Below are 18,431 nucleotides of genomic sequence, written 5' to 3'. Positions count from 1 at the left end.
ATGGCTAAGCTCCTCCTGCTCCCCGGCGACGGCATCGGTCCGGAAGTCTGCGCCGAGGTGCGCCGCGTCGCGGCCGCGCTCACGCCGAACCTGGTGGTCGAGGAAGCCATCTACGGCGGCGCCAGCTACGACGCGCACGGCACGCCGCTGACCGACGAGGTGCGTGATCGCGCCCTGGCCAGCGACGCGGTGCTGATGGGCGCGGTCGGTGGTCCCAAGTGGGCCGACGCCCCGCGCCACCTGCGCCCGGAAGCCGGCCTGCTGAACCTGCGCAAGGCGATGAACGTCTACGCCAACCTGCGCCCGGCCTACTGCTTCGAGGCCCTGGCCGGCGCGTCCAGCCTGAAGACCGAACTGGTCTCGGGCCTGGACATCATGTTCGTGCGCGAGCTGGTCGGCGGCGTCTATTTCGGCGAGCCGCGCGGCATCGAGACCCTGCCCGACGGCCAGAAGAAGGGCTTCGACACCGCTCTCTACACGACCAGCGAGATCGAGCGCGCCGGGCGCGTGGCCTTCGAACTGGCTCGCGGCCGCAAGAACAAGGTCCACTCGGCCGAGAAGTCCAACGTCATGGAGTCGGGCCTGCTGTGGAAGCAGGTGATCACCGAACTGCACAAGCGCGAGTATCCGGATGTCGAGCTGGAGCACATCCTGGCCGACAACTGCGCCATGCAGCTGGTGCGCGCCCCCAAGCAGTTCGACGTCATCGTCACCGACAACCTGTTCGGCGACATCCTGTCGGACGCGGCGGCCATGCTGACCGGCTCGCTGGGCATGCTGCCCTCGGCCGCCATCGGCGATCCGAACAAGCCGGGTCTGTACGAGCCGATCCACGGCTCGGCCCCCGACATCGCCGGCAAGGGCCTGGCCAATCCGCTGGCCGCCATCCTGTCGTTCGAGATGGCCCTGCGCTGGTCGCTGAAGGAAGTCGAAGCCGCCGATCGTCTGCTGGCGGCGGTCAAGGCCGCGCTGGATTCGGGGGCTCGTACCCGTGATCTCGGAGGTGAACTTACGACTGTTCAGATGGGTGATGCGGTTCTTTGTCGCATCTAGATTTCTGATATAGCGTTGTTATTCCTGCATTTTGCAATCTGTGCTTAAGTTTTATCGCCCAGTTCCTCGTCTTATCGAATGATAGGTTGAGGGCTGGGCGAAATGCGTTTCAACGACTTGAAGATCTCGACGAAGCTGGGCATCGCGTTCAGCGCGCTGATCATCGCTTTCATCGCCTCGTCGGCGGTGGTGTTCACCAGCCTGCAGCGCATCGAGGACGCCGCCGTCTCCAGCCAGCGCAGCCAGTCCCTGGCCACCGACGCCCAGTCGGTGATGAACCTGGTGCTGGAGCAGCAGAACGCCCTGCGGGCCTACGCCCTGCTCGGCGACGCCGACTTCGCCCAGACCTACAAGGACAACGCGAGCCAGTTCGACCAGGCGCTTGACGCCTTCGAGGGCAAGACCACCGTCGCCGAGCAGAAGGCCCGCATCCAGCGCCTGCGCGCGGCGATGGCCGACTGGCGCACGACGATCGCCGATCCGGTCCTGACGGCCATGTCCAATGACCCGGTGATGGGCCGTGTCACCGCCGGTGAACTGACGGGCCGCAAGAGCCTGACGCAGATCCGCGCCGTGCAGCAGGAGCTGACCGCCGCGGCCAGCGACCGCGTGGCCCTGCGGGCCAAGGAAATGAAGTCGGCCATGGACACGGCCATCCTGTCGCTGGCGATCGGCGGCGTCGTCGCCCTGGCCATCGCCGGGGTGATGGGCTGGATGCTGTCGGCGACCATCGGCGCCTCGGTGGCGGCGATGACGGCGGCCATGCGCCGCCTGGCCGGCGGCGACAACAGCATCGAAGTCCCGGCCGTAGGCCGCAAGGACGAGGTCGGCCAGATGGCCGAGGCTGTGCTGAGCTTCAAGGACGCCGCCATCCACAAGCTGCGCCTGGAAGGCGAGGCCGTCGAGCAGCGTCGCCTGACCGAGAGCGAGCGCGCCCGCGTCGAGGCCGAGAAGGCCGCCAAGGCCCAGGAAGACGCCGTCGCGGTCGCCGCCCTGGCCGAGGCCCTGGACCACCTGTCGAACGGCGACCTGACCTTCCGCATCACCGCCCGCTTCGCTCCGGAAACCGAACAGCTGAAGGCCGACTTCAACGCCGCCGTCGCTCGCCTGGAAGAGGCCATGCGCGGCATCAACGGCGCGGCCGGCGGCATCCGCGCCGGTTCGGAAGAGATCGCCCAGGCCTCCGACGACCTGTCGCGTCGCACCGAGCAGCAGGCCGCCAGCCTGGAAGAGACCGCCGCTGCGCTCGACCAGATCACGGCCACCGTCCGCAAGACCGCGACCGGCGCCAAGGAGGTCTCGGGCCTCGTGGCCGACGCCCGCGCCGGCGCCGAGCGCTCGGGCCGGATCGTCGACCAGGCCGTCAGCGCCATGGCCGGCATCGAGCAGTCCTCGGGCCAGATCGGCAACATCATCGGCGTGATCGACGAGATCGCCTTCCAGACCAACCTGCTGGCCCTCAACGCGGGCGTCGAAGCCGCCCGCGCCGGCGACGCCGGCAAGGGCTTCGCGGTCGTGGCGCAAGAGGTGCGGGCCCTGGCCCAGCGCTCGGCCGAGGCCGCCAAGGAGATCAAGGGCCTGATCTCGACCTCGACCCAGCAGGTCGGCTCGGGCGTGTCCCTCGTCGGCCAGACCGGCGAGGCCCTGCGCGCCATCGTCAGCCAGGTCGCCAGCATCGACGCCCTGGTCGGCGAGATCGCCGCCAGCGCCCAGGAGCAGGCCACCGGCCTGCACCAGGTCAACAGCGCCGTGAACCAGATGGACCAGGTCGTTCAGCAGAACGCCGCCATGGTCGAGGAAGCCACCGCCGCCACCCACTCACTGAAGGGCGAGGCCGGCGAGCTGGCCGTGCAGGTCGGCCGCTTCAAGGTCACCGGCGGCGCGGCGATCGCCTCGGCCCCGCGCGCGGCCTCTCCCGCCTCGCGTCCCACCGCCAGCCCGGCCCGCGCCGCCCAGGCCCGCGCCGCCGCCTTCGCCAGCGAAGGCTCGGCCGCCCTGAAGGTGGAAGCCGACGCCTGGGAAGAGTTCTGATCCCCCTTCTGTCCTTGTGGGAGAGGGTGTCGGCGACAGCCGACGGATGAGGGGTTTCCCAGACGCAAGACGCCGCGACAGCTGAACAGCCGTCGCGGCGTTTCTGTATGTGCGACACCCCGCTTTCGCGAGGCTGCCCCCTCCCGCAAGGGGAGAGGGGTTTTAAGCCAGGGTCCGCACCTTCGGTTCGCGGTCCCAGAACCGCTTGACCGCGGCGGCGAGGAAATCCTCGCCCAGGCCGGTCACGCCCTTGTCCGGCTCGACCCCGGCCTTGTCCAGCAGAGGCTTGGCGGCCTCATTGGCGCCGATGGCCTTGAGGTGGCCGAAGGCGTCCATGACAAACTGAACGGCGGCGGCCTCCTTCAGCAGGGCCGCGCAGCCGTCGTCCGACAGCACCAGGGCCACGGCGTCCACCGTCACCGACGGGGTTCCGGCCAGCTGGCCGTCGGCGGGGATCAGGGTTCCGTCCGCGCCCTTGGCGCCGCCGATCTTCGGGGCGATCACCTTGGCCACGGCGCCGGCCTTGGCGATCGCCGCCTTCAGTCGATCGACCGCCTTGGCGTCGGAGCCGTCGGCGACCAGGACGCCGATAACGTGGCCCTTCAGCTCGGCCGGAGCGCGCGGGCCGTTGACGATCCGCAGGGCGGGCGAGGGCGGCAGGTCCCGCACCGGAACCGCCGTCTTCGAGGCCTTGGGCACGGGCATGTTCAGGCCGTCGCCGACCCGGGCCGCCAGCTCCGGATCGACATTGACCAGGTTGGACAGCATCCGTGTCCGCACCGCCTCGATCCCCACCTTCGACAGCTCGAACACCAGGGCCGAGGCCAGGTGCGCCTGTTCGGCCGGGTCGAGCGAGCGGAAGAACAGGCGCGCCTGGCTGTAGTGGTCGGCGAAGCTTTCGGGGCGGATGCGCAGCTTGTCGCCCTGCTCGTCGTCGCGGTCGGCGGCCTCGTGGGTATGGAAGCCGGTGGCCGGGCATTCGCGCGGCCCGCCGATCTCGCCGGCCGTTTCGGCCAGGCTGTTGGGCTCGTAGTTGGCGCGGCCCTTGGGCTGCAGCATCTGCATCATGCCGTCGCGCTGGAAGTTCATCACCGGGCACTTGGGCGCGTTGATGGGTATCTGGTGGAAGTTGGACGTGCCCAGCCGGCTCTTCTGGGTGTCGAGATAGGAGAACAGGCGCCCCTGCAGCAGCGGGTCGTTGGTGAAGTCGACGCCCGGCACGATGTTGCCCGGGCAGTAGGCCGCCTGCTCGGTCTCGGCGAAGAAGTTGTCGGGCCAGCGGTCCAGCACCATGCGGCCGATCGGGGTGATCGGCAGCACCTCCTCGGGGATGATCTTGGTGGGATCGAGGACGTCGAACTCGAAACCGTCGGCGAAGGCCTGGTCGAAGGCCTGCACGCCCAACTCCCATTCGGGGAAGTCGCCGCGCTGGATGGCCTCGAACAGGTCGCGGCGCTGGAAGTCGGGATCGGCGCCGGCGATCTTCACCGCCTCGTCCCAGAGCGTCGAGGCCACGCCCTGCTTGGGCTTCCAGTGGAACTTGACGAAGGTCGACTTCCCCCGGGCGTCGATCAGCCGGAAGGTGTGGACGCCGAAGCCCTCGATGGTGCGCAAGCTGCGCGGAATGGTCCGGTCGCTCATCGCCCACATGATCATGTGGGTGGCCTCGGGCATCAGGCTGATGAAGTCCCAGAAGGTGTCGTGGGCGCTGGCGGCCTGGGGATAGCCGCGGTCGGCCTCCATCTTCACCGAGTGGACGAGGTCGGGAAACTTCATGGCGTCCTGGATGAAGAACACCGGGATGTTGTTGCCCACCAGATCCCAGTTGCCCTCCTGGGTGTAGAACTTCACCGCGAAGCCGCGCACGTCGCGGGGCGTGTCGACGCTGCCCGCGCCGCCGGCCACGGTGGAGAAGCGCACGAACACCGGGGTCTTCTCGCCCGGACGCTGGAAGAGGTCGGCCTTGCTGAGCTTGGCCGCCGCCGGATAGGGTTCGAAGAAGCCGTGGGCGGCCGAACCGCGCGCGTGGACGATGCGCTCGGGGATGCGCTCGTGGTCGAAGTGGAAGATCTTTTCCCGCAGGACGAAGTCTTCCAGCAGCACTGGGCCGCGCGGGCCCGACTTCAGCTGGTTCTGGTTGTCGGAGACCCGGACGCCCTGGTTGGTGGTCAGGTGGCCCTCGGCATCGTGCGGGCCGTCCTTGGGAACCTGTTGATGGGTTTCGTCGCCTGTTCCGCGCTTGGTGATGAAACCATCGTCCATGGCCTGCCCTCGTTGGTCCCGGCGGTGTTGCGGGGACCGGTAGCCAAACCCTGGGGTGAGTGTGGCGGTTCCTCCGGCGACGCTTGCGGCCTCAGCCTTCCAGGCGCGCCTTCAGGGTTTCGAGGTCGCGGGTCACCGCCTGGGCGTCGCGCTCGAAGGCGGCGTCGTCCATGTCGGGCAGGCGGAAGAGGGTCAGGGTGACCTCGGCGCCGTCGCCGTTGGCCACCACGCGCAGGGGAACCGAGACTTCGGTCCCGTCGGCCAGGGTCACCCAGTGGTCGAGAACGCCGTAGGGATTGTCGGGTGAGAAGCGCACCTGGGCCTCCCCCTCGGGCGTGTCGACGATCCAGATGTCGGGTTCTGCGGAGGCGCGCAGGCCGCCGCCCAGGCCCGCGGCCCATTCGGGCATGGTCTCGGGGCGGCGCGCATAGTCATAGACGTCGGCGGCCGTTCGGGCGACGCCGATGGAGATCGGGCGGCAGGGATTCAGGGGCATGGACATCTCGCGGCCAAGCGGCGCGCGAGCTGTCCGCGCCGAAGGGTCAGGAAAGGGCTGTGGCCAGGGCGATGATGCCGGCCCAGAGGCCGAGGCTGGCGCCGACGATCGCGACGCGCTCCCAACGGATCCGGCGGCGGGGCGACGCGGTCTGGTGGCGCGCCTCCAGGCTGATATAGGCCATGGCTTCCTCCTCCGTCTCTGTTCTCCCTGGGGGAGGGAGCGGACGGTTTCATTTGAGACGATCTCCTGGGTTGCAACGCTTGGCAAGGGCGAACGGCGCCGTGGAGTGACAAAAATGTGTGTTTTCATACAGCGACTTGTGTCGACGGGCCGACCTAACCCCTAGATCGAGCCCGTTCCGTGGTACGGACGGCCGATCACCTGGTCCTCGTCGCCCTCCCAGGCCTCGTCGTCGGGCATCGAGACATTGGCCTCCCAGTGCTCGGCCTGGCTGCTGCCCGAGCCGCTGTCGGTGTGGCGGACGATCTCGTCGATGTCGTGGGCGCTGCGCGGGGCCGCGCCGGGGATCGCGGCGGACTCGGCCGGGCTGAGCGCGTCGTTCTGGAAGTCGACATGCTGCGGATAGAAGGCCAGCCGCCCGGCCAGCCGGTCCATGCCCTGCAAGGGCGACTCGTAGGACCAGACGGCGTCCTCGATGATCTGCCGGTCGCGATAGATCGTGTAGTAGGTCGCCTGGCCCTTGTAGGGGCAGCGGGTGGTCTTGTCGGACTTGCGCAGGAAGGCCATGGCCACGTCGCCGCGCGGGAAGTAGCGGACCGGCGGATAGTCGGCCTCGCGGAGCACCAGGACGTCGTCGCTGTCGGCGATCTCGTGGCCTTCGAACAGCACCCGCACGCGGCCGCTCTCGCGGGCGCAGGTGATCGGGTGGTCGGGATTTGACGATTGCATGCGCGTTCCCCAGTCGTTGCGGGTGTCGTTGCGGAACCTGTCGCCACTGAAACGCGCGGGGTGGGGCAAGCGCTCCCTTCCGGCAAGCCTTTGCTTGTGAAACGGAAAGCCGCGTGATCTTCTCCCCGCGAACTGGGGAGGGGAGGGCGAAACGACCGTTGGTGTCGCCCTATCTGACTTGAATACAGTCAAGGTCGAGAATGAATAGCATTGTCATTGTTATTGGCGTGCTCGTCACGTTATTGACGGGTCTGCCGGTATTCCTGCAGCTTATCAAAGAGCACCCCAAGGGGCTGATCATCCTGTTCTTCGCCGAGATGTGGGAGCGCTTCTCCTACTACGGCATGCGGGCGATCCTGATCTTCTATTTGACGCAACATTTCCTGTTCGAACCGAAGGTGGCCAACGCCCACTATGGCTCCTACACCTCGCTCGTCTACCTGCTGCCGCTGATCGGCGGCTTCCTGGCCGACAAGTGGCTGGGCACCCGCAAGGCCGTCGCCTTCGGCGCCCTGCTGCTGGTGGCCGGCCACCTGACCATGGCGGTCGAGGGCAAGCCGGCGACCCAGACCCTGGCCTATGCGGGCCAGACCTACGAATTCCAGGCCGAAGGCCGCGGCGACGACCGCGTGGCGCGCCTGATCGTGGCGGGCAAGCCCTACGACATCTCGGCCAACAAGGCCGGCGACTTCGAGATCAAGAACCTGGCGGCCGACGCGCCGCTGCCGGCCGTGCTGCCCAAGGGCCAGTACAAGCTGGGCGTCGAGGGCCGTGACCCGACCTATCTCAACATCTTCTGGCTGGCCCTGTCGCTGATCATCGTCGGCGTCGGCTTCCTGAAGCCCAACATCTCGACCATCGTCGGCCAGCTCTACCCGCAGGGCGACCCGCGCCGGGATCCGGGCTTCACCCTCTACTACTACGGCATCAACCTGGGTTCGTTCTGGGCCTCGCTGCTGTGCGGCTATCTGGGCGTCAAGGTCGGCTGGTGGGCCGGCTTCGGCCTGGCCGGGATCGGCATGCTGGCCGGCTTCGTCGTCTTCGTGCTGGGCAAGCCGCTGCTGATGGGCAAGGGCGAGGCGCCCGACGCCAAGGCGCTGAAGCAGAACGTCGCCGGCCCGCTGAGCCGCGAGCACCTGATCTACCTGGTGTCACTGCTGGCGGTGGGCGTGGTGTTCTTCCTGGTCCAGCGCAGCGCCATCGTCGGCGTGACCCTGACCCTGGGGATGATCGGCTCGATCGGCTACATCCTGTGGTTCATGTTCACCAAGGTCGAGAAGGTCGAGCGCGAGCGCCTGGGCCTGGCCATGTTCCTGATCTTCGGCGCGGTGGTGTTCTGGACCCTGTTCGAGCAGGCCGGCTCGTCGCTGAACCTGTTCGCAGCCACCAACGTCAACCTGAACCTGACGTCGGCGCCGATCCACCTGTTCGGAAGCGCGGTGACCATCGCCACTCCGGGTCAGCTGAAGGCGGCGGGCCTCGACCCGGCCTCGACCTTCTGGATCGACTCCAGCTTCAACGCCGCCCAGACCCAGGCCCTGAACGCCGGCTGGATCCTGATCTTCGCCCCGGTGTTCGCGGCCCTGTGGACGTTCCTGGGCCGTCGCGGCAAGGATCCCAACCCGGTCGTCAAGTTCGGCCTGGCGCTGCTTCAAGTCGGTTTGGGCTTCCTGGTGCTGCAGTGGGGTTCGACCTTCGCCGACGGCGCCTTCCGCATGCCGCTGTTCTTCCTGGTGCTGATGTACATGCTGCACACCACCGGCGAGCTGTGCATGTCGCCGGTCGGCCTGTCGCAGATGACCAAGCTGTCGCCGGCCTCGATGGTGTCGTTCGTCATGGCCGTGTGGTTCATGGCCGTGGCCATCGCCCAGTACGTCGGCGGCTTCATCGCCGGCCTGACGACGGTGGAAACCGTCGGCGGCCAGGTGCTGGACCCCGAGGCGGCGCTGCGCACCTCGCTGCAGGTGTTCAACGTCATCGGCCTGATCGCCGCCGGCATCGGCGTGATCTTCCTGCTGCTGTCGCCCTTCCTCAAGAAGTGGTCGCACGGCTCGGACGAGCATCACGCAGCCCCGGTCGACACCGCGACGGTCGCCGACTGAGGCGGGCGTCAGCCCTGACGACGAAGGCCCCGGAGCGATCCGGGGCCTTTTTCTTTGCCCCGTTTTCTTGGGCGGTTGTCTGGTTTCGCACAGCCGTCCCGGACCGCGCCGCGCGTAATCGCTCGAATGCAATTTTCGGTCGCGCGTGGCGACCGGCGGGGAGGCGGCGATGGCGACGACCTATACGATCTTCGGCGCGGGGCCGGCCGGGCTCTACACGGCCTGGCGGCTGGTCACGGGCGGCAAGGCCGTCGCGGGTGATGTGATCCAGCTCTACGAGTGGGGCGACTACGCCTTCGACGGACCGGGCTCGGGCACGCGCCTGCCGGCCGGGCGCATCGTCACCCACTTCTGCTTCGACGATCCCAAGCAGTCCTACATCGAGGCGGGCGGCATGCGCTTCATCGAGTGGGACGGAACCCAGGGTCACCAGCTGGTCACCCTGACCATCCAGGCGCTGGGCCTGTCGGACAAGGTCATCGACTTCAACACCACCGACAACCCGCTGCTGTTCCTGCGCGAGGAGCACATCTACCAGAACGACCTGGCGACCCACCCCGCGCCCTACAACACGCCGGGCAACAACGAGCAGCCGGCCGCCACCCTGTTCTCGAACATCTCGGCTCTGATCACCGGGACCGCGCCGGTCTCGACCCGGACCCAGCAGTGCGCCTTCTACGGCTCGGGCCGGTTGCCGGACACCTTCAACTCGTTCGTCTATCCGCCGGGCGCGATCGCCGGCAACATCGGCTACTGGAACGTCTTCTACGACCAGGCCGGCAACGAGGGTTACGAGTACGCCGCCGACGCCGGCGGCTACACCTCCAACGTCATCAACTGGAACGCCGCCAACGCCGCCGTCTACAACGGCGAATTCGCGCCCGGCGGGGCGTTCAAGACCGTCAACGGCGGCTATTCCCAGGTTTTCGTCCAGCTCTACCAGCAGGCCCTGGCGGCGGCGCGGGAGGCGGGGGTGGACCTCGTTCTGACCCAGCGCACGCGCCTGCACTCGGTGTGGCTGGAGGACGACGTGGTCAACTACCGCCTGGCCAGCGCCGAGAACCCGTTCAAGGGCGGCGAGGTCCAGACCACGCAAAACGCCTTCCTGGCCATGCCGCCGGCCTCGTTGGATCTCGTGGCCGAGGCCACGCGCTACGCCGACATGCCAGCCGGCACGCTGGACATCCTCAACGCCGAGGGCGTGCAGCTCTACATGGACGGGGTGATCCGCCAGCCGTCGATGCGGGTGATGCTGTTCTTCGACCGTCCGTGGTGGACCGACGCCGACGTGCCCTATCCGCCGGACCTGTCGGGCAAGGACAACGTCTTCGGCCCCACCATCACCGACCTGCCGCTGCGCCAGGTCTACTATTTCGGGAACAACAGCCAGGGGACCGACAAGCCCATGTACGGCGTGCTCGCCTCGTATGACGACATGCAGTACGTGCAGTTCTGGCAGGAGTTGGAGATCGGGGTGGGCGAGCGCCGCAAGGTGCCGATTGACCAGGACTACCAGGTGCTGTTCGGCCCCCGGAAGGCGACCGACACCATGATCCGCATGGTGCTGCTGGAACTGGCCAAGGTGCACTGGGGCGATCCGAACGCCGCCCACCAGATCCCCTGGCCGGTGGAGTCGATCTTCGACGACTTCTCGCTCAATCCGTTCGGGGCCGGCTATCACGCCTGGGCCGCCCACTACGACATCTGCGACGTGATGCAGAAGATCCGCCAGCCCACGGGTCTCGTACCCGGCGCCACGGCGGCCAACCTGTTCATCATCGGCGAGGCCTATTCCAACGACCAGGCCTGGGTCGAGGGCGCGTTCTGCACGGCGGAGTCGGTGCTGGTGCAGTACTATGGCATGACCACCATCGCCGACACGACCAACTACCCGCTGATCTGCGCCTGCTAGGGGGAAGCTAGGCGGCGGCCTGCGCCGCCGCCGCGTCCTTCAGCGCCTGGACCTTGGGCTGGCGGGCCGCAACCAGGAACGACAGGGCGATGGCCACCACGCCGATCAGGGCGGTGTAGACGAAGAAGGCCACATAGCCCGCGCCCATGGCCGCGCCGCTGACGTTCAGCTTGGCGCCGGCGGCGGCGAAGGTCTCGGGCGGCACGCGGGCGAACAGGGCCTTCAGCGCGCCCAGCGGCCCGCCGTGTTCGGCCGCGACCGCCGAGGCCTCGACGATGCGGCCCGACTGCGAGGCCACCAGCTTGCCCGGCAGGGCGTAGAGCGACGAGAACAGGGCGTACTGCGTGGCCGTGAAGCCGGCGCTGGTGAGGCTCGACATGTAGGCGATCAGCGCCGTGCCGGCGATGCCGCCGCAGATGTTGTCCAGGCAGATGCTGGTGAACAGCATCGGCACGCTGTGGCCGCTGACGGCCAGGACGGCGAAGCCCAGGTTGCTGATCGGCTGGGCGAAGGCCCCGATGATCAGGGCCTTCATCAGGCCGAAGCGGGCGACGATGACGCCGCCCAGGAACACGCCGATCATCGAGGCGATGATGCCGAACACCTTGCGGATCTCGGCGATCTCGGTGAGCGAGAAGCCGAGGTCGCGGTAGAACGGGTTCATGATGTTGAGCACGAAGTCCGAGACCCGGTAGACGCAGATCGCGGCCAGGATCAGGCCGGCCACGCCCGAGAAGCGGGTCGTGAACTCCTTCAGCGGCTCGCCGAAGGCCTTGGACATGTAGACGCCAGGCTTGGTGCGCAGGCCCGGGATCGGCCAGGCGGCGATCACGATGACGCCCAGGCCGACCAGGGCGCCGAACAGCTGCAGCCAGACGCCGTTGGGCTTGGCGGTCCAGGCGTCGGCCAGGGCCTCGCCCCCGACCAGCTTCGACAGCAGGCCGGCGTCGCCGGCCAGGCCCGAGCCCAGGATCAGGGCGCCCAGGGCGATGATCGCCAGGCGCAGCAGCCATTCGACCACGACCAGGGCCTGGGGCTGGGCGACGTCGTCGGTGTGGATCGGACGGATGGTGTGGGCGGCCTCGCGCGGGGCCCACAGGGTGGCGCCAACGCCGATCAGCACGGCCAGGGCCATCAGGGCGTAGGAGAAGTTCCAGCCGAAGCGCTCGGCCAGGAGCAGCGGCACGGCGCCGGCCATGACCATGGCGCCGCGATAGCCCCACTGCACGGCCACGGCCATCGGGCCCTGGCGCTCGGCGTCGGCGACCTCGATGCGCCAGGCGTCGATGACGATGTCCTGGCTGGCGGTCAGGAAGCCGGTCAGCACGGCCAGGGCGGCCAGCAGGCCCAGATTGGTCGCCGGGTTCAGGGTCGAGATGGCCCACAGTCCCAGCATGATCCCGGCCTGGCAGACCAGCATCCAGGCGCGGCGGTGGCCCAGCAGGCCGTGCAGGACCGGGATCTTGGTCCGGTCGATCAGCGGGGCCCACAGGAACTTCAGCGAGAACGACAGGGTGGCCAGGCTGAAGAAGCCGATCACCGACAGCGACAGGCCAGCGTCCCGCAGCCACAGCGACAGGGTGTCGAAGATCAGCATGTAGGGCAGGCCCGAGGCGAAGCCGAGGCCGAGCAGGGCCAGGGCCCGCCGCTCGCCGAACACGGACAGGGCGCCGAGCAGGCTCTTCTTGGGCGGCGCCGCGGTCGGCGTGCTGTCCTGGCTCATGCGGTCTTCCCCCGAGGCGACGGGAAAACCGCCGTCAGCGGGCGACCTTGGCGCGCGTCGCGACGTTCGTCCAGCGGCGCGGGCGGTCCGGGCCGGTCCAGCGCGACAGCGCCTCGCGCAGGGCGGCGGGGGTCAGGGGCTTGACGAGAAAGTCGTCCATGCCGGCCAGCAGGCACTGGCGACGGTCCTCGTCGAAGGCGTCGGCGGTCAGGGCCAGGATCGGGGTCTCGACGCCCTTGTCGCGGACGGCGCGGGTGGCCTCCAGGCCGTTCAGACCGGGCATGCGCAGGTCCATGAACACCAGATCGTAGGTCCCGCGCGACAGGGCGGCCACGGCCTCGTCGCCGCTGGCGATGCGGTCGACCGTGCAGCCCTCGCGCTCCAGCAGGGTGCGGGCCAGCAGGGCGTTGATCGGATTGTCCTCGGCCAGCAGCACGCGGGCGCCGGGGGCGGCGGCCGGGGCGATGCGGTCGTCCTGGGCCTCGGCCGGAGTGACGATGGCCTCAAGGGCCGCGTCGATCGGCTTGGCGGCCAGCACCTGCGTGACCAGCGAGGCGCGGCGCAGGGGCTTGATCAGATAGCCGCTGAAGCCGGCCTTCGACAGGCTGGGGATCAGGTCGCGCTGGTCGGGGGTCAGCAGGGCCACGGCGGCGCGGCCGGCGGGGGCGGCCAGCGGACGATCCGGCGCGGCCAGGGCGGCGTCGACCAGCAGCACGGTGGCGGCGGGCAGGGTCGCGATCTTGTCGAGGCCGGCCAGGTTCCTGACCCAGGCGCCCGACGCGATGGCCTGGGCGCCGACGGCCTCGCGGACCACCGGGTTGGGCGAGACCACGGCGACGAACCGGCCTTCCAGCGGCGGGGCGGGGGGGGCTTCTTCGTGACGGGCGAACGGAGCCTCGAACCAGAAGTCGGCGCCGCCTCCGCCCCCTTCCTTGATGGAGGCTTCGCCGACGCCGGCCGCGCCGTCCATGGCCGCCGCCAGGCGGGCGACGATGGCCAGGCCCAGGCCCGCGCCGCCCAGCTGGGCCTGGTGCGAGGGATCGGTCTGGACGAAAGCCTCGAAGATGCTTTCGCGCTGCTCGGGCGCGACGCCCGGCCCGGTGTCGGCCACCGAGAAGCGGACGCGGCCCTCGCCGACGTCGCGGGCGGTGATCAGCACGCCGCCCTTTTCGGTGAACTTCACGGCGTTGCCGGCGAAGTTCAGCAGCACCTGGCGCAGGCGGCCCTCGTCGGCCAGCAGCGGCGGCAGGCCGCGCTCGACCGCCCAGCCGATCTCGATCTTCTTCTCGTGGGCGCGGGGGCTCATCAGCTCGGCGACCTGGCGCAGCAGGTCCTCGATGTGCACGGGGGCCAGATGCAGCTCCAGCGCCGTGGCCCCCAGGCGCGCGAAGTCGAGCACGTCGTTGACCAGCGAAAGCAGGTGGTCGCCGCTCTCGCGCAGGGCGGAAACGTAGGAGCGCTGCTCGGCCGTGAGCTTGGTGTTTTCCAGCAGACGCGCCATGCCCAGCACCCCGTTCAGGGGCGTGCGGAACTCGTGGCTCAAGGTGGCCAGCTGTTCGGCGGTGACGGCGTCGCGGGTCTTGGTCATGGCGCGTGAGTGTAGGGGGCGCGGGTTAAGGTCAGGTTCGCGGCCCTTCTCCCCTTGCGGGAGAAGGTGGCCTGCGAAGCAGGTCGGATGAGGGGTTTCTCAGATATCGGACGCCTCCACCCGGCCTGATCGCTGCACGTAGCTTTCAGTTTTGAGAGACCCCTCACCCGACCCTGCTCCGCAGGGCCACCCTCTCCCGCAAGGGGAGAGGGACATGGCGGTACGGCCTCCCGTGAAAACTCACGAAAGTTGATGGGGAGGCGCGGAGCGGCCGGGCGGAGCCCGGAGACCGTGATGTTGTTTAGCGTTTCGGCTTCGTCCGACCGCTCCGCCGCACCGTAGGCTCGAAGGACCGGGGGCGCGGGTGCTTTTTCAACCCTGGACCCGGTTGTCCCTCGGACGGGCAGGATCAATAGCCCCGCGGTGATCCGGCGGCGCCTCGGCTGATCCTGTTAGGCCGGTTTGAAACGATCCCGACCCTGTCGACCCGCAAGTCTCGTCACCGAACGGCTGGCGGCCCAATCACGCCTTCTGAGCGATCCTGCAAACCCGCCCTTCCCATGACGCCCCAAGCGGCCCCGCTCGATGCGATCCACAGCCGCTAACTCGGGCCGGTACCAAGAGCCCTCCCCATGGCTGGGATGGGTTTGATTATGGGGCGGCTCGAGCAGGGGAGGATAAGTTGGGATTATAAAGTTGTAGAGCGTTGAGTTCGTTCAACTCTTTTTCGCGCTCGCCGTGTGAGCAGCGTGCGTATTCCCCGATCCTTCTCCCCTTGCGGGAGAAGGTGGCGGCCGAAGGCCGACGGATGAGGGGTCTCTCAGACTTGAGACGCCCCGCCCAGCCTGACCGCCGCACGCAGCTTTCAGTTTTGAGAGACCCCTCACCCGACCTCCCTCCGGGAGGCCACCCTCTCCCGCAAGGGGAGAGGGATCAGGTGTTCCGCTTTCGCGGGGATTTTACGGGGGAAAAGGTCGGCGCTGCGGAAGCTGAAAACGGCCCCCTCCGGCCCTTCGGGCCACCTCCCCCAGAGGGGGAGGATCTGGCGCGGCGCCCAGTCTCGGCCCCGCCACCACTTCGTGGGGGGATGGGGATCAGAGGGTTTCCATTTCACCCACCGTCGCCGTCCTGCGATGCGCCAGGGCCTCGGCGATGTGGACGCGCTTGACCGACGCCGCGCCTTCCAGGTCGGCGATGGTGCGGGCCAGGCGCAGGGTGCGGGTCCAGCCGCGGGCGGAGAGGCGGCCGGCTTCGGCGGCGCGGGTCAGCAGGGTGCGGCCGGGCTCGTCGAGGGCGCAGATGCGCTCCAGCAGTTCGCCCTCGGCGCGGCCGTTCAAGACCTCCGGCGTGCCTGGCATGACGTCTTCGGCCCGTTCGGCTTGCAGCCGGCGAGCGGCGGCCACCCGGGCGGCGACCTCGGCCGAGCCTTCGCTGGAGGCGGGCAGGGCCAGGTCGGCGGCGGTGACGGCGGGCATGTCGACGGCCAGGTCGATGCGGTCCATCAGCGGTCCCGACACCCGGCCCTGGTAGTCGCGCTGGCAGCGCGGGGCCTTGCCGCAGGCGCCGCGTCCGGCCCCGCCGTGGCCGCAGCGGCAGGGGTTCATGGCGGCGACCAGTTGCACCCTGGCCGGATAGCGGATGTGGGCGTTGGCGCGGGCGACCATCACCTCGCCGGTCTCCAGCGGCGCGCGCAGGCTGTCCAAGGCCTGGACGCCGAACTCGGGCAGTTCATCGAGGAACAGCACGCCGTTATGGGCCAGCGAGACCTCGCCCGGCTTGGCCTTCAGCCCGCCGCCGGTGAGGGCGGCCATGCTGGCGCTGTGGTGGGGGCTGCGGAAGGGGCGGGCGCGGGTCAGGGTTCCCTTGGCGATCAGCCCGGCCACCGAATGGACCATCGAGGTCTCCAGCAGCTCGCCCGAGGTCAGCGGCGGCAGGAGGCCGGGCAGGCGCTGGGCCAGCATCGACTTGCCCGAGCCCGGCGGGCCGACGAACAGCAGATTGTGGCCGCCGGCCGCGGCGATTTCGAGCGCCCGCTTGCCCTGTTCCTGGCCTTTGACGTCGCGCAGGTCTTTCGCGCGCTCGCCCTCGACCACCGGGCCGGGCGCGGGGGCGGAAAGGATCTGGCTGCCCCGGAAGTGGTTGATCAGCGCCACCAGCGAGCGCGGCGCCAGGATCCGCGTGCCGCCGGCCCAGGCGGCTTCCGGCCCGCAGGCCTCGGGGCAGATGAGGCCCAGGTCCATGGCTCCGGCCGCCATGGCCGCGGGCAGGGCGCCGGCGCAGGCGACGATGCGGCCGTCGAGCGACAGCTCGCCCATCGCCGCCCAGCCGTCCAGCGCGTCGGCCGGGACCACGCCCATCACCGCCAGCACCGCCAGAGCGATCGGCAGGTCGTAGTGCGTGCCCTCCTTGGGCAGGTCGGCGGGGGCCAGGTTGGCGACGATGCGCTTGCCCGGCATCGACAGCCCGAGACCGGCGAAGGCGCCCCGCACGCGCTCGCGGCTTTCGGCCACGGCCTTGTCGGCCAGGCCGACGACGGCGAAGGCGACCTGACCGCCGGTCAGCTGCACCTCGACGTCGACGCGACGCGCCTCGACGCCCTCGAACGCCACCGTGACGACCTTGGCCGCCATCCCGATCCCCCGGTTTTTGTCCTAGTTATCCACAAGTCCAGCATGGGGACCGGTTCGGAGCAAGAACAAAAATCGAACGTTTTGAGAAAGTGTGACGATTCAGTATACTAGCGCTACTTGTTCAAGCAGAGGTTGATCGGATGGCTTCGATCCGATCCCAGAGGATCGCGGCGGCGTCGATTCCGCTGAACCGCTTCAACTGCTGCGCGCCGGTGGGCGAGGTGACGTTGATCTCGGTCAGGTAGTCGCCGATCACGTCGATGCCGACGAACAGCAGGCCGCGCTTCTTCAGTTCCGGGCCGATGATGGCGCACAGTTCCTTGTCGCGGGCGGTCAGCTCGACGGCCTCGGCGCGGCCGCCGACGCGCAGGTTAGAGCGCACCTGGCCGGCGGCCGGCACGCGGTTGATGGCGCCGACCGGCTCGCCGTCGACCAGCAGCACGCGCTTGTCGCCCTTGCTGACGGCGGGAACGAACTTCTGGGCGATGACCTGCTCGCGGCTGATCATGGCGTGCAGTTCGAGCAGGGCGTCGAGATTGGGATCGTCCGCCAGCAGACGGGCCACGCCCGAGCCGCCGCCGCCGTAGAGGGGCTTCAGGACGATGTCGCCGTGACGGGCGCGGAAGTCGTAGATCGCCTCGTGGTCGGAGGTGATCAGGGTCGGCGGCTGCACGCCGGGGAAGTCGGTGACGAACAGCTTTTCGGGCGCGTTGCGCACCTCGGCCGGGTTGTTCACCACCAGGGTGTGGGGGTGGACCTTCTCGAGGAAATAGGTCGCGGTGATGTAGGCCATGTCGAACGGCGGATCCTGGCGCATCAGCACCACGTCGACGTCGTCCTTCATGTCGAGCACTACGGTCTCGCCGAGCTTGGCGTGGGCGCCCTTATCGGCGAACACCTCCAACGGCTGGGCGCGGGCGAACACCCGGCCGTCCTCCAGGGAAAGCTTGTCGGGCGTGTAGAACCACAGCTTATGGCCGCGGATCTTGGCCTCCATCATCATCAGGAAGGTGGTGTCGGTGTCGATGTTGATCCCCAGGACGGGATCCATCTGGACGGCGACTCTCAGCGACATGACGACTCCGGATCAGCTTGGGCGGGGCGGTCCCGCGCGGCGACTGTCTAGTTAGGGCGACAGGCGCCGGAATGCGAGAGAGAGCTGGCTTCAGGGCGGCGAATGTGAGCGCTTGCGCCCTGTTCGTGGCCGCTCCAGAGTTCGGCATCCGAGCGTCGAGAAGGTGAGTCGTGCGTCTTCCCGCCTGTATTGTTTTGGCGCTTTTGGTTGTCGGTGCGGCTCAGGCCGAGCCGGTGAGGCCGGCGTCGGAAGACCCGCAGGCTGGCGGAGCATCCTGGAAATGCAACTATGCTCGGATCCAGGCGACGCATGTCGTCGTGGTCCGGGCCACGCTTCGGAAGGGGGCGCCGATCATTGCGCGGCTCGACCCCGGCGCGGTCGTCTATACGTGCGATGAGACCCGCACGCATACCAAGGTGCATTTCTCGACGTCGCGGAAGCCTTGCCCAGTCGAGGCCGCCGGGCTGGAGCATCTTGTCGCCGAGGCCTGCGCGTCGGGATGGGTCCTAAACAAGGATGTCGAGGTGCTGTCCGGCTGACGGACTGGCGCGTTCAGACGCACCTGCTTCCCAGCCACTAGTTTCAGCCTAACCGCGCTCCCGCGCTGCCCTCTCTAGTTAAGTCTGAGCCGCACGCGTTCGCGCGCC

General features: G+C 68.7%; 13 protein-coding genes. 5 read left to right on the top strand and 8 right to left on the bottom strand.

What is annotated here, in order from left to right:
* Both leuB and AC1RRS_RS14490 read left to right on the top strand, forming a co-directional pair.
* Entirely contained in the window at positions 1–1,053 is a 1,053-nt protein-coding gene (gene leuB, locus AC1RRS_RS14495; protein WP_492855769.1) for a 3-isopropylmalate dehydrogenase, read from the top strand.
* Between the two features lie 102 nt (positions 1,054–1,155).
* On the top strand, positions 1,156–3,084 hold the full coding sequence (locus tag AC1RRS_RS14490) for a methyl-accepting chemotaxis protein (RefSeq protein WP_492855768.1): 1,929 nt from the start codon (positions 1,156–1,158) through the stop codon (positions 3,082–3,084).
* 162 nt (positions 3,085–3,246) lie between these two features.
* Here AC1RRS_RS14490 and AC1RRS_RS14485 read toward each other — a convergent pair whose 3' ends face one another.
* The 4 genes from AC1RRS_RS14485 to AC1RRS_RS14470 all read right to left on the bottom strand — a co-directional run bounded on the left by AC1RRS_RS14485 (position 3,247) and on the right by AC1RRS_RS14470 (position 6,754).
* Positions 3,247–5,346 (bottom strand): catalase, encoded by a 2,100-nt coding sequence (locus AC1RRS_RS14485; RefSeq protein WP_492855767.1) that lies wholly within the window; start codon positions 5,344–5,346, stop codon positions 3,247–3,249.
* A 91-nt stretch (positions 5,347–5,437) separates the two neighbouring features.
* Positions 5,438–5,842 carry an SRPBCC family protein gene (locus tag AC1RRS_RS14480; protein WP_492855766.1) on the bottom strand — a complete coding sequence of 135 codons (405 nt, stop codon included), beginning with the start codon at positions 5,840–5,842 and terminating at the stop codon, positions 5,438–5,440.
* Between the two features lie 46 nt (positions 5,843–5,888).
* Complete coding sequence (locus tag AC1RRS_RS14475; RefSeq protein WP_487292125.1) at positions 5,889–6,026, bottom strand: hypothetical protein; 138 nt, start codon at positions 6,024–6,026, stop codon at positions 5,889–5,891.
* A 161-nt stretch (positions 6,027–6,187) separates the two neighbouring features.
* Positions 6,188–6,754 (bottom strand): DUF427 domain-containing protein, encoded by a 567-nt coding sequence (locus AC1RRS_RS14470; protein ID WP_487292124.1) that lies wholly within the window; start codon positions 6,752–6,754, stop codon positions 6,188–6,190.
* A gap of 200 nt (positions 6,755–6,954) precedes the next feature.
* Here AC1RRS_RS14470 and AC1RRS_RS14465 point away from each other — a divergent pair, with 200 nt between their 5' ends.
* Positions 6,955–8,856 (top strand): peptide MFS transporter, encoded by a 1,902-nt coding sequence (locus AC1RRS_RS14465; RefSeq protein ID WP_487292123.1) that lies wholly within the window; start codon positions 6,955–6,957, stop codon positions 8,854–8,856.
* 169 nt (positions 8,857–9,025) lie between these two features.
* Complete coding sequence (locus tag AC1RRS_RS14460) at positions 9,026–10,768, top strand: flavin monoamine oxidase family protein (protein ID WP_492855765.1); 1,743 nt, start codon at positions 9,026–9,028, stop codon at positions 10,766–10,768.
* A gap of 7 nt (positions 10,769–10,775) precedes the next feature.
* Here the strand turns inward: AC1RRS_RS14460 and AC1RRS_RS14455 are convergent, their stop codons facing one another.
* The 4 genes from AC1RRS_RS14455 to gshB all read right to left on the bottom strand — a co-directional run bounded on the left by AC1RRS_RS14455 (position 10,776) and on the right by gshB (position 17,784).
* Positions 10,776–12,491 carry an AmpG family muropeptide MFS transporter gene (locus AC1RRS_RS14455; RefSeq protein WP_492855764.1) on the bottom strand — a complete coding sequence of 572 codons (1,716 nt, stop codon included), beginning with the start codon at positions 12,489–12,491 and terminating at the stop codon, positions 10,776–10,778.
* Positions 12,492–12,525: 34 nt separating this feature from the next.
* Positions 12,526–14,079, bottom strand: coding sequence for a response regulator (locus AC1RRS_RS14450; RefSeq protein ID WP_492855763.1), 1,554 nt, complete (start codon positions 14,077–14,079; stop codon positions 12,526–12,528).
* A 1,094-nt stretch (positions 14,080–15,173) separates the two neighbouring features.
* Positions 15,174–16,709, bottom strand: a complete 1,536-nt coding sequence (locus tag AC1RRS_RS14445; protein ID WP_492855762.1) for a YifB family Mg chelatase-like AAA ATPase — start codon at positions 16,707–16,709, stop codon at positions 15,174–15,176.
* A 121-nt stretch (positions 16,710–16,830) separates the two neighbouring features.
* Positions 16,831–17,784 carry a glutathione synthase gene (gene gshB, locus AC1RRS_RS14440; RefSeq protein WP_492855761.1) on the bottom strand — a complete coding sequence of 318 codons (954 nt, stop codon included), beginning with the start codon at positions 17,782–17,784 and terminating at the stop codon, positions 16,831–16,833.
* Positions 17,785–17,954: 170 nt separating this feature from the next.
* Here gshB and AC1RRS_RS14435 point away from each other — a divergent pair, with 170 nt between their 5' ends.
* Positions 17,955–18,323, top strand: coding sequence for a hypothetical protein (locus tag AC1RRS_RS14435; protein WP_492855760.1), 369 nt, complete (start codon positions 17,955–17,957; stop codon positions 18,321–18,323).
* The last annotated feature ends 108 nt before the right edge of the window (positions 18,324–18,431 follow it).

Source organism: Caulobacter sp. GW821-FHT12A07, assembly GCF_058807655.1.
The sequence above is the reverse complement of the archived record's forward strand: the minus strand, read 5'-3'. Positions and strand labels throughout refer to the sequence as shown.

Excerpts from the sequence above, each read along its gene's own strand:
- AC1RRS_RS14455 (WP_492855764.1), bottom strand. The coding sequence starts at position 12,491 with ATGAGCCAGGACAGCACGCCGACCGCGGCGCCGCCCAAGAAGAGCCTG.
- AC1RRS_RS14450 (WP_492855763.1), bottom strand. The coding sequence starts at position 14,079 with ATGACCAAGACCCGCGACGCCGTCACCGCCGAACAGCTGGCCACCTTG.
- AC1RRS_RS14490 (WP_492855768.1), top strand. The coding sequence starts at position 1,156 with ATGCGTTTCAACGACTTGAAGATCTCGACGAAGCTGGGCATCGCGTTC.
- AC1RRS_RS14460 (WP_492855765.1), top strand. The coding sequence starts at position 9,026 with ATGGCGACGACCTATACGATCTTCGGCGCGGGGCCGGCCGGGCTCTAC.
- AC1RRS_RS14480 (WP_492855766.1), bottom strand. The coding sequence starts at position 5,842 with ATGCCCCTGAATCCCTGCCGCCCGATCTCCATCGGCGTCGCCCGAACG.
- AC1RRS_RS14465 (WP_487292123.1), top strand. The coding sequence starts at position 6,955 with ATGAATAGCATTGTCATTGTTATTGGCGTGCTCGTCACGTTATTGACG.
- AC1RRS_RS14475 (WP_487292125.1), bottom strand. The coding sequence starts at position 6,026 with ATGGCCTATATCAGCCTGGAGGCGCGCCACCAGACCGCGTCGCCCCGC.
- AC1RRS_RS14470 (WP_487292124.1), bottom strand. The coding sequence starts at position 6,754 with ATGCAATCGTCAAATCCCGACCACCCGATCACCTGCGCCCGCGAGAGC.
- leuB (WP_492855769.1), top strand. The coding sequence starts at position 1 with ATGGCTAAGCTCCTCCTGCTCCCCGGCGACGGCATCGGTCCGGAAGTC.
- AC1RRS_RS14485 (WP_492855767.1), bottom strand. The coding sequence starts at position 5,346 with ATGGACGATGGTTTCATCACCAAGCGCGGAACAGGCGACGAAACCCAT.
- gshB (WP_492855761.1), bottom strand. The coding sequence starts at position 17,784 with ATGTCGCTGAGAGTCGCCGTCCAGATGGATCCCGTCCTGGGGATCAAC.
- AC1RRS_RS14445 (WP_492855762.1), bottom strand. The coding sequence starts at position 16,709 with ATGGCGGCCAAGGTCGTCACGGTGGCGTTCGAGGGCGTCGAGGCGCGT.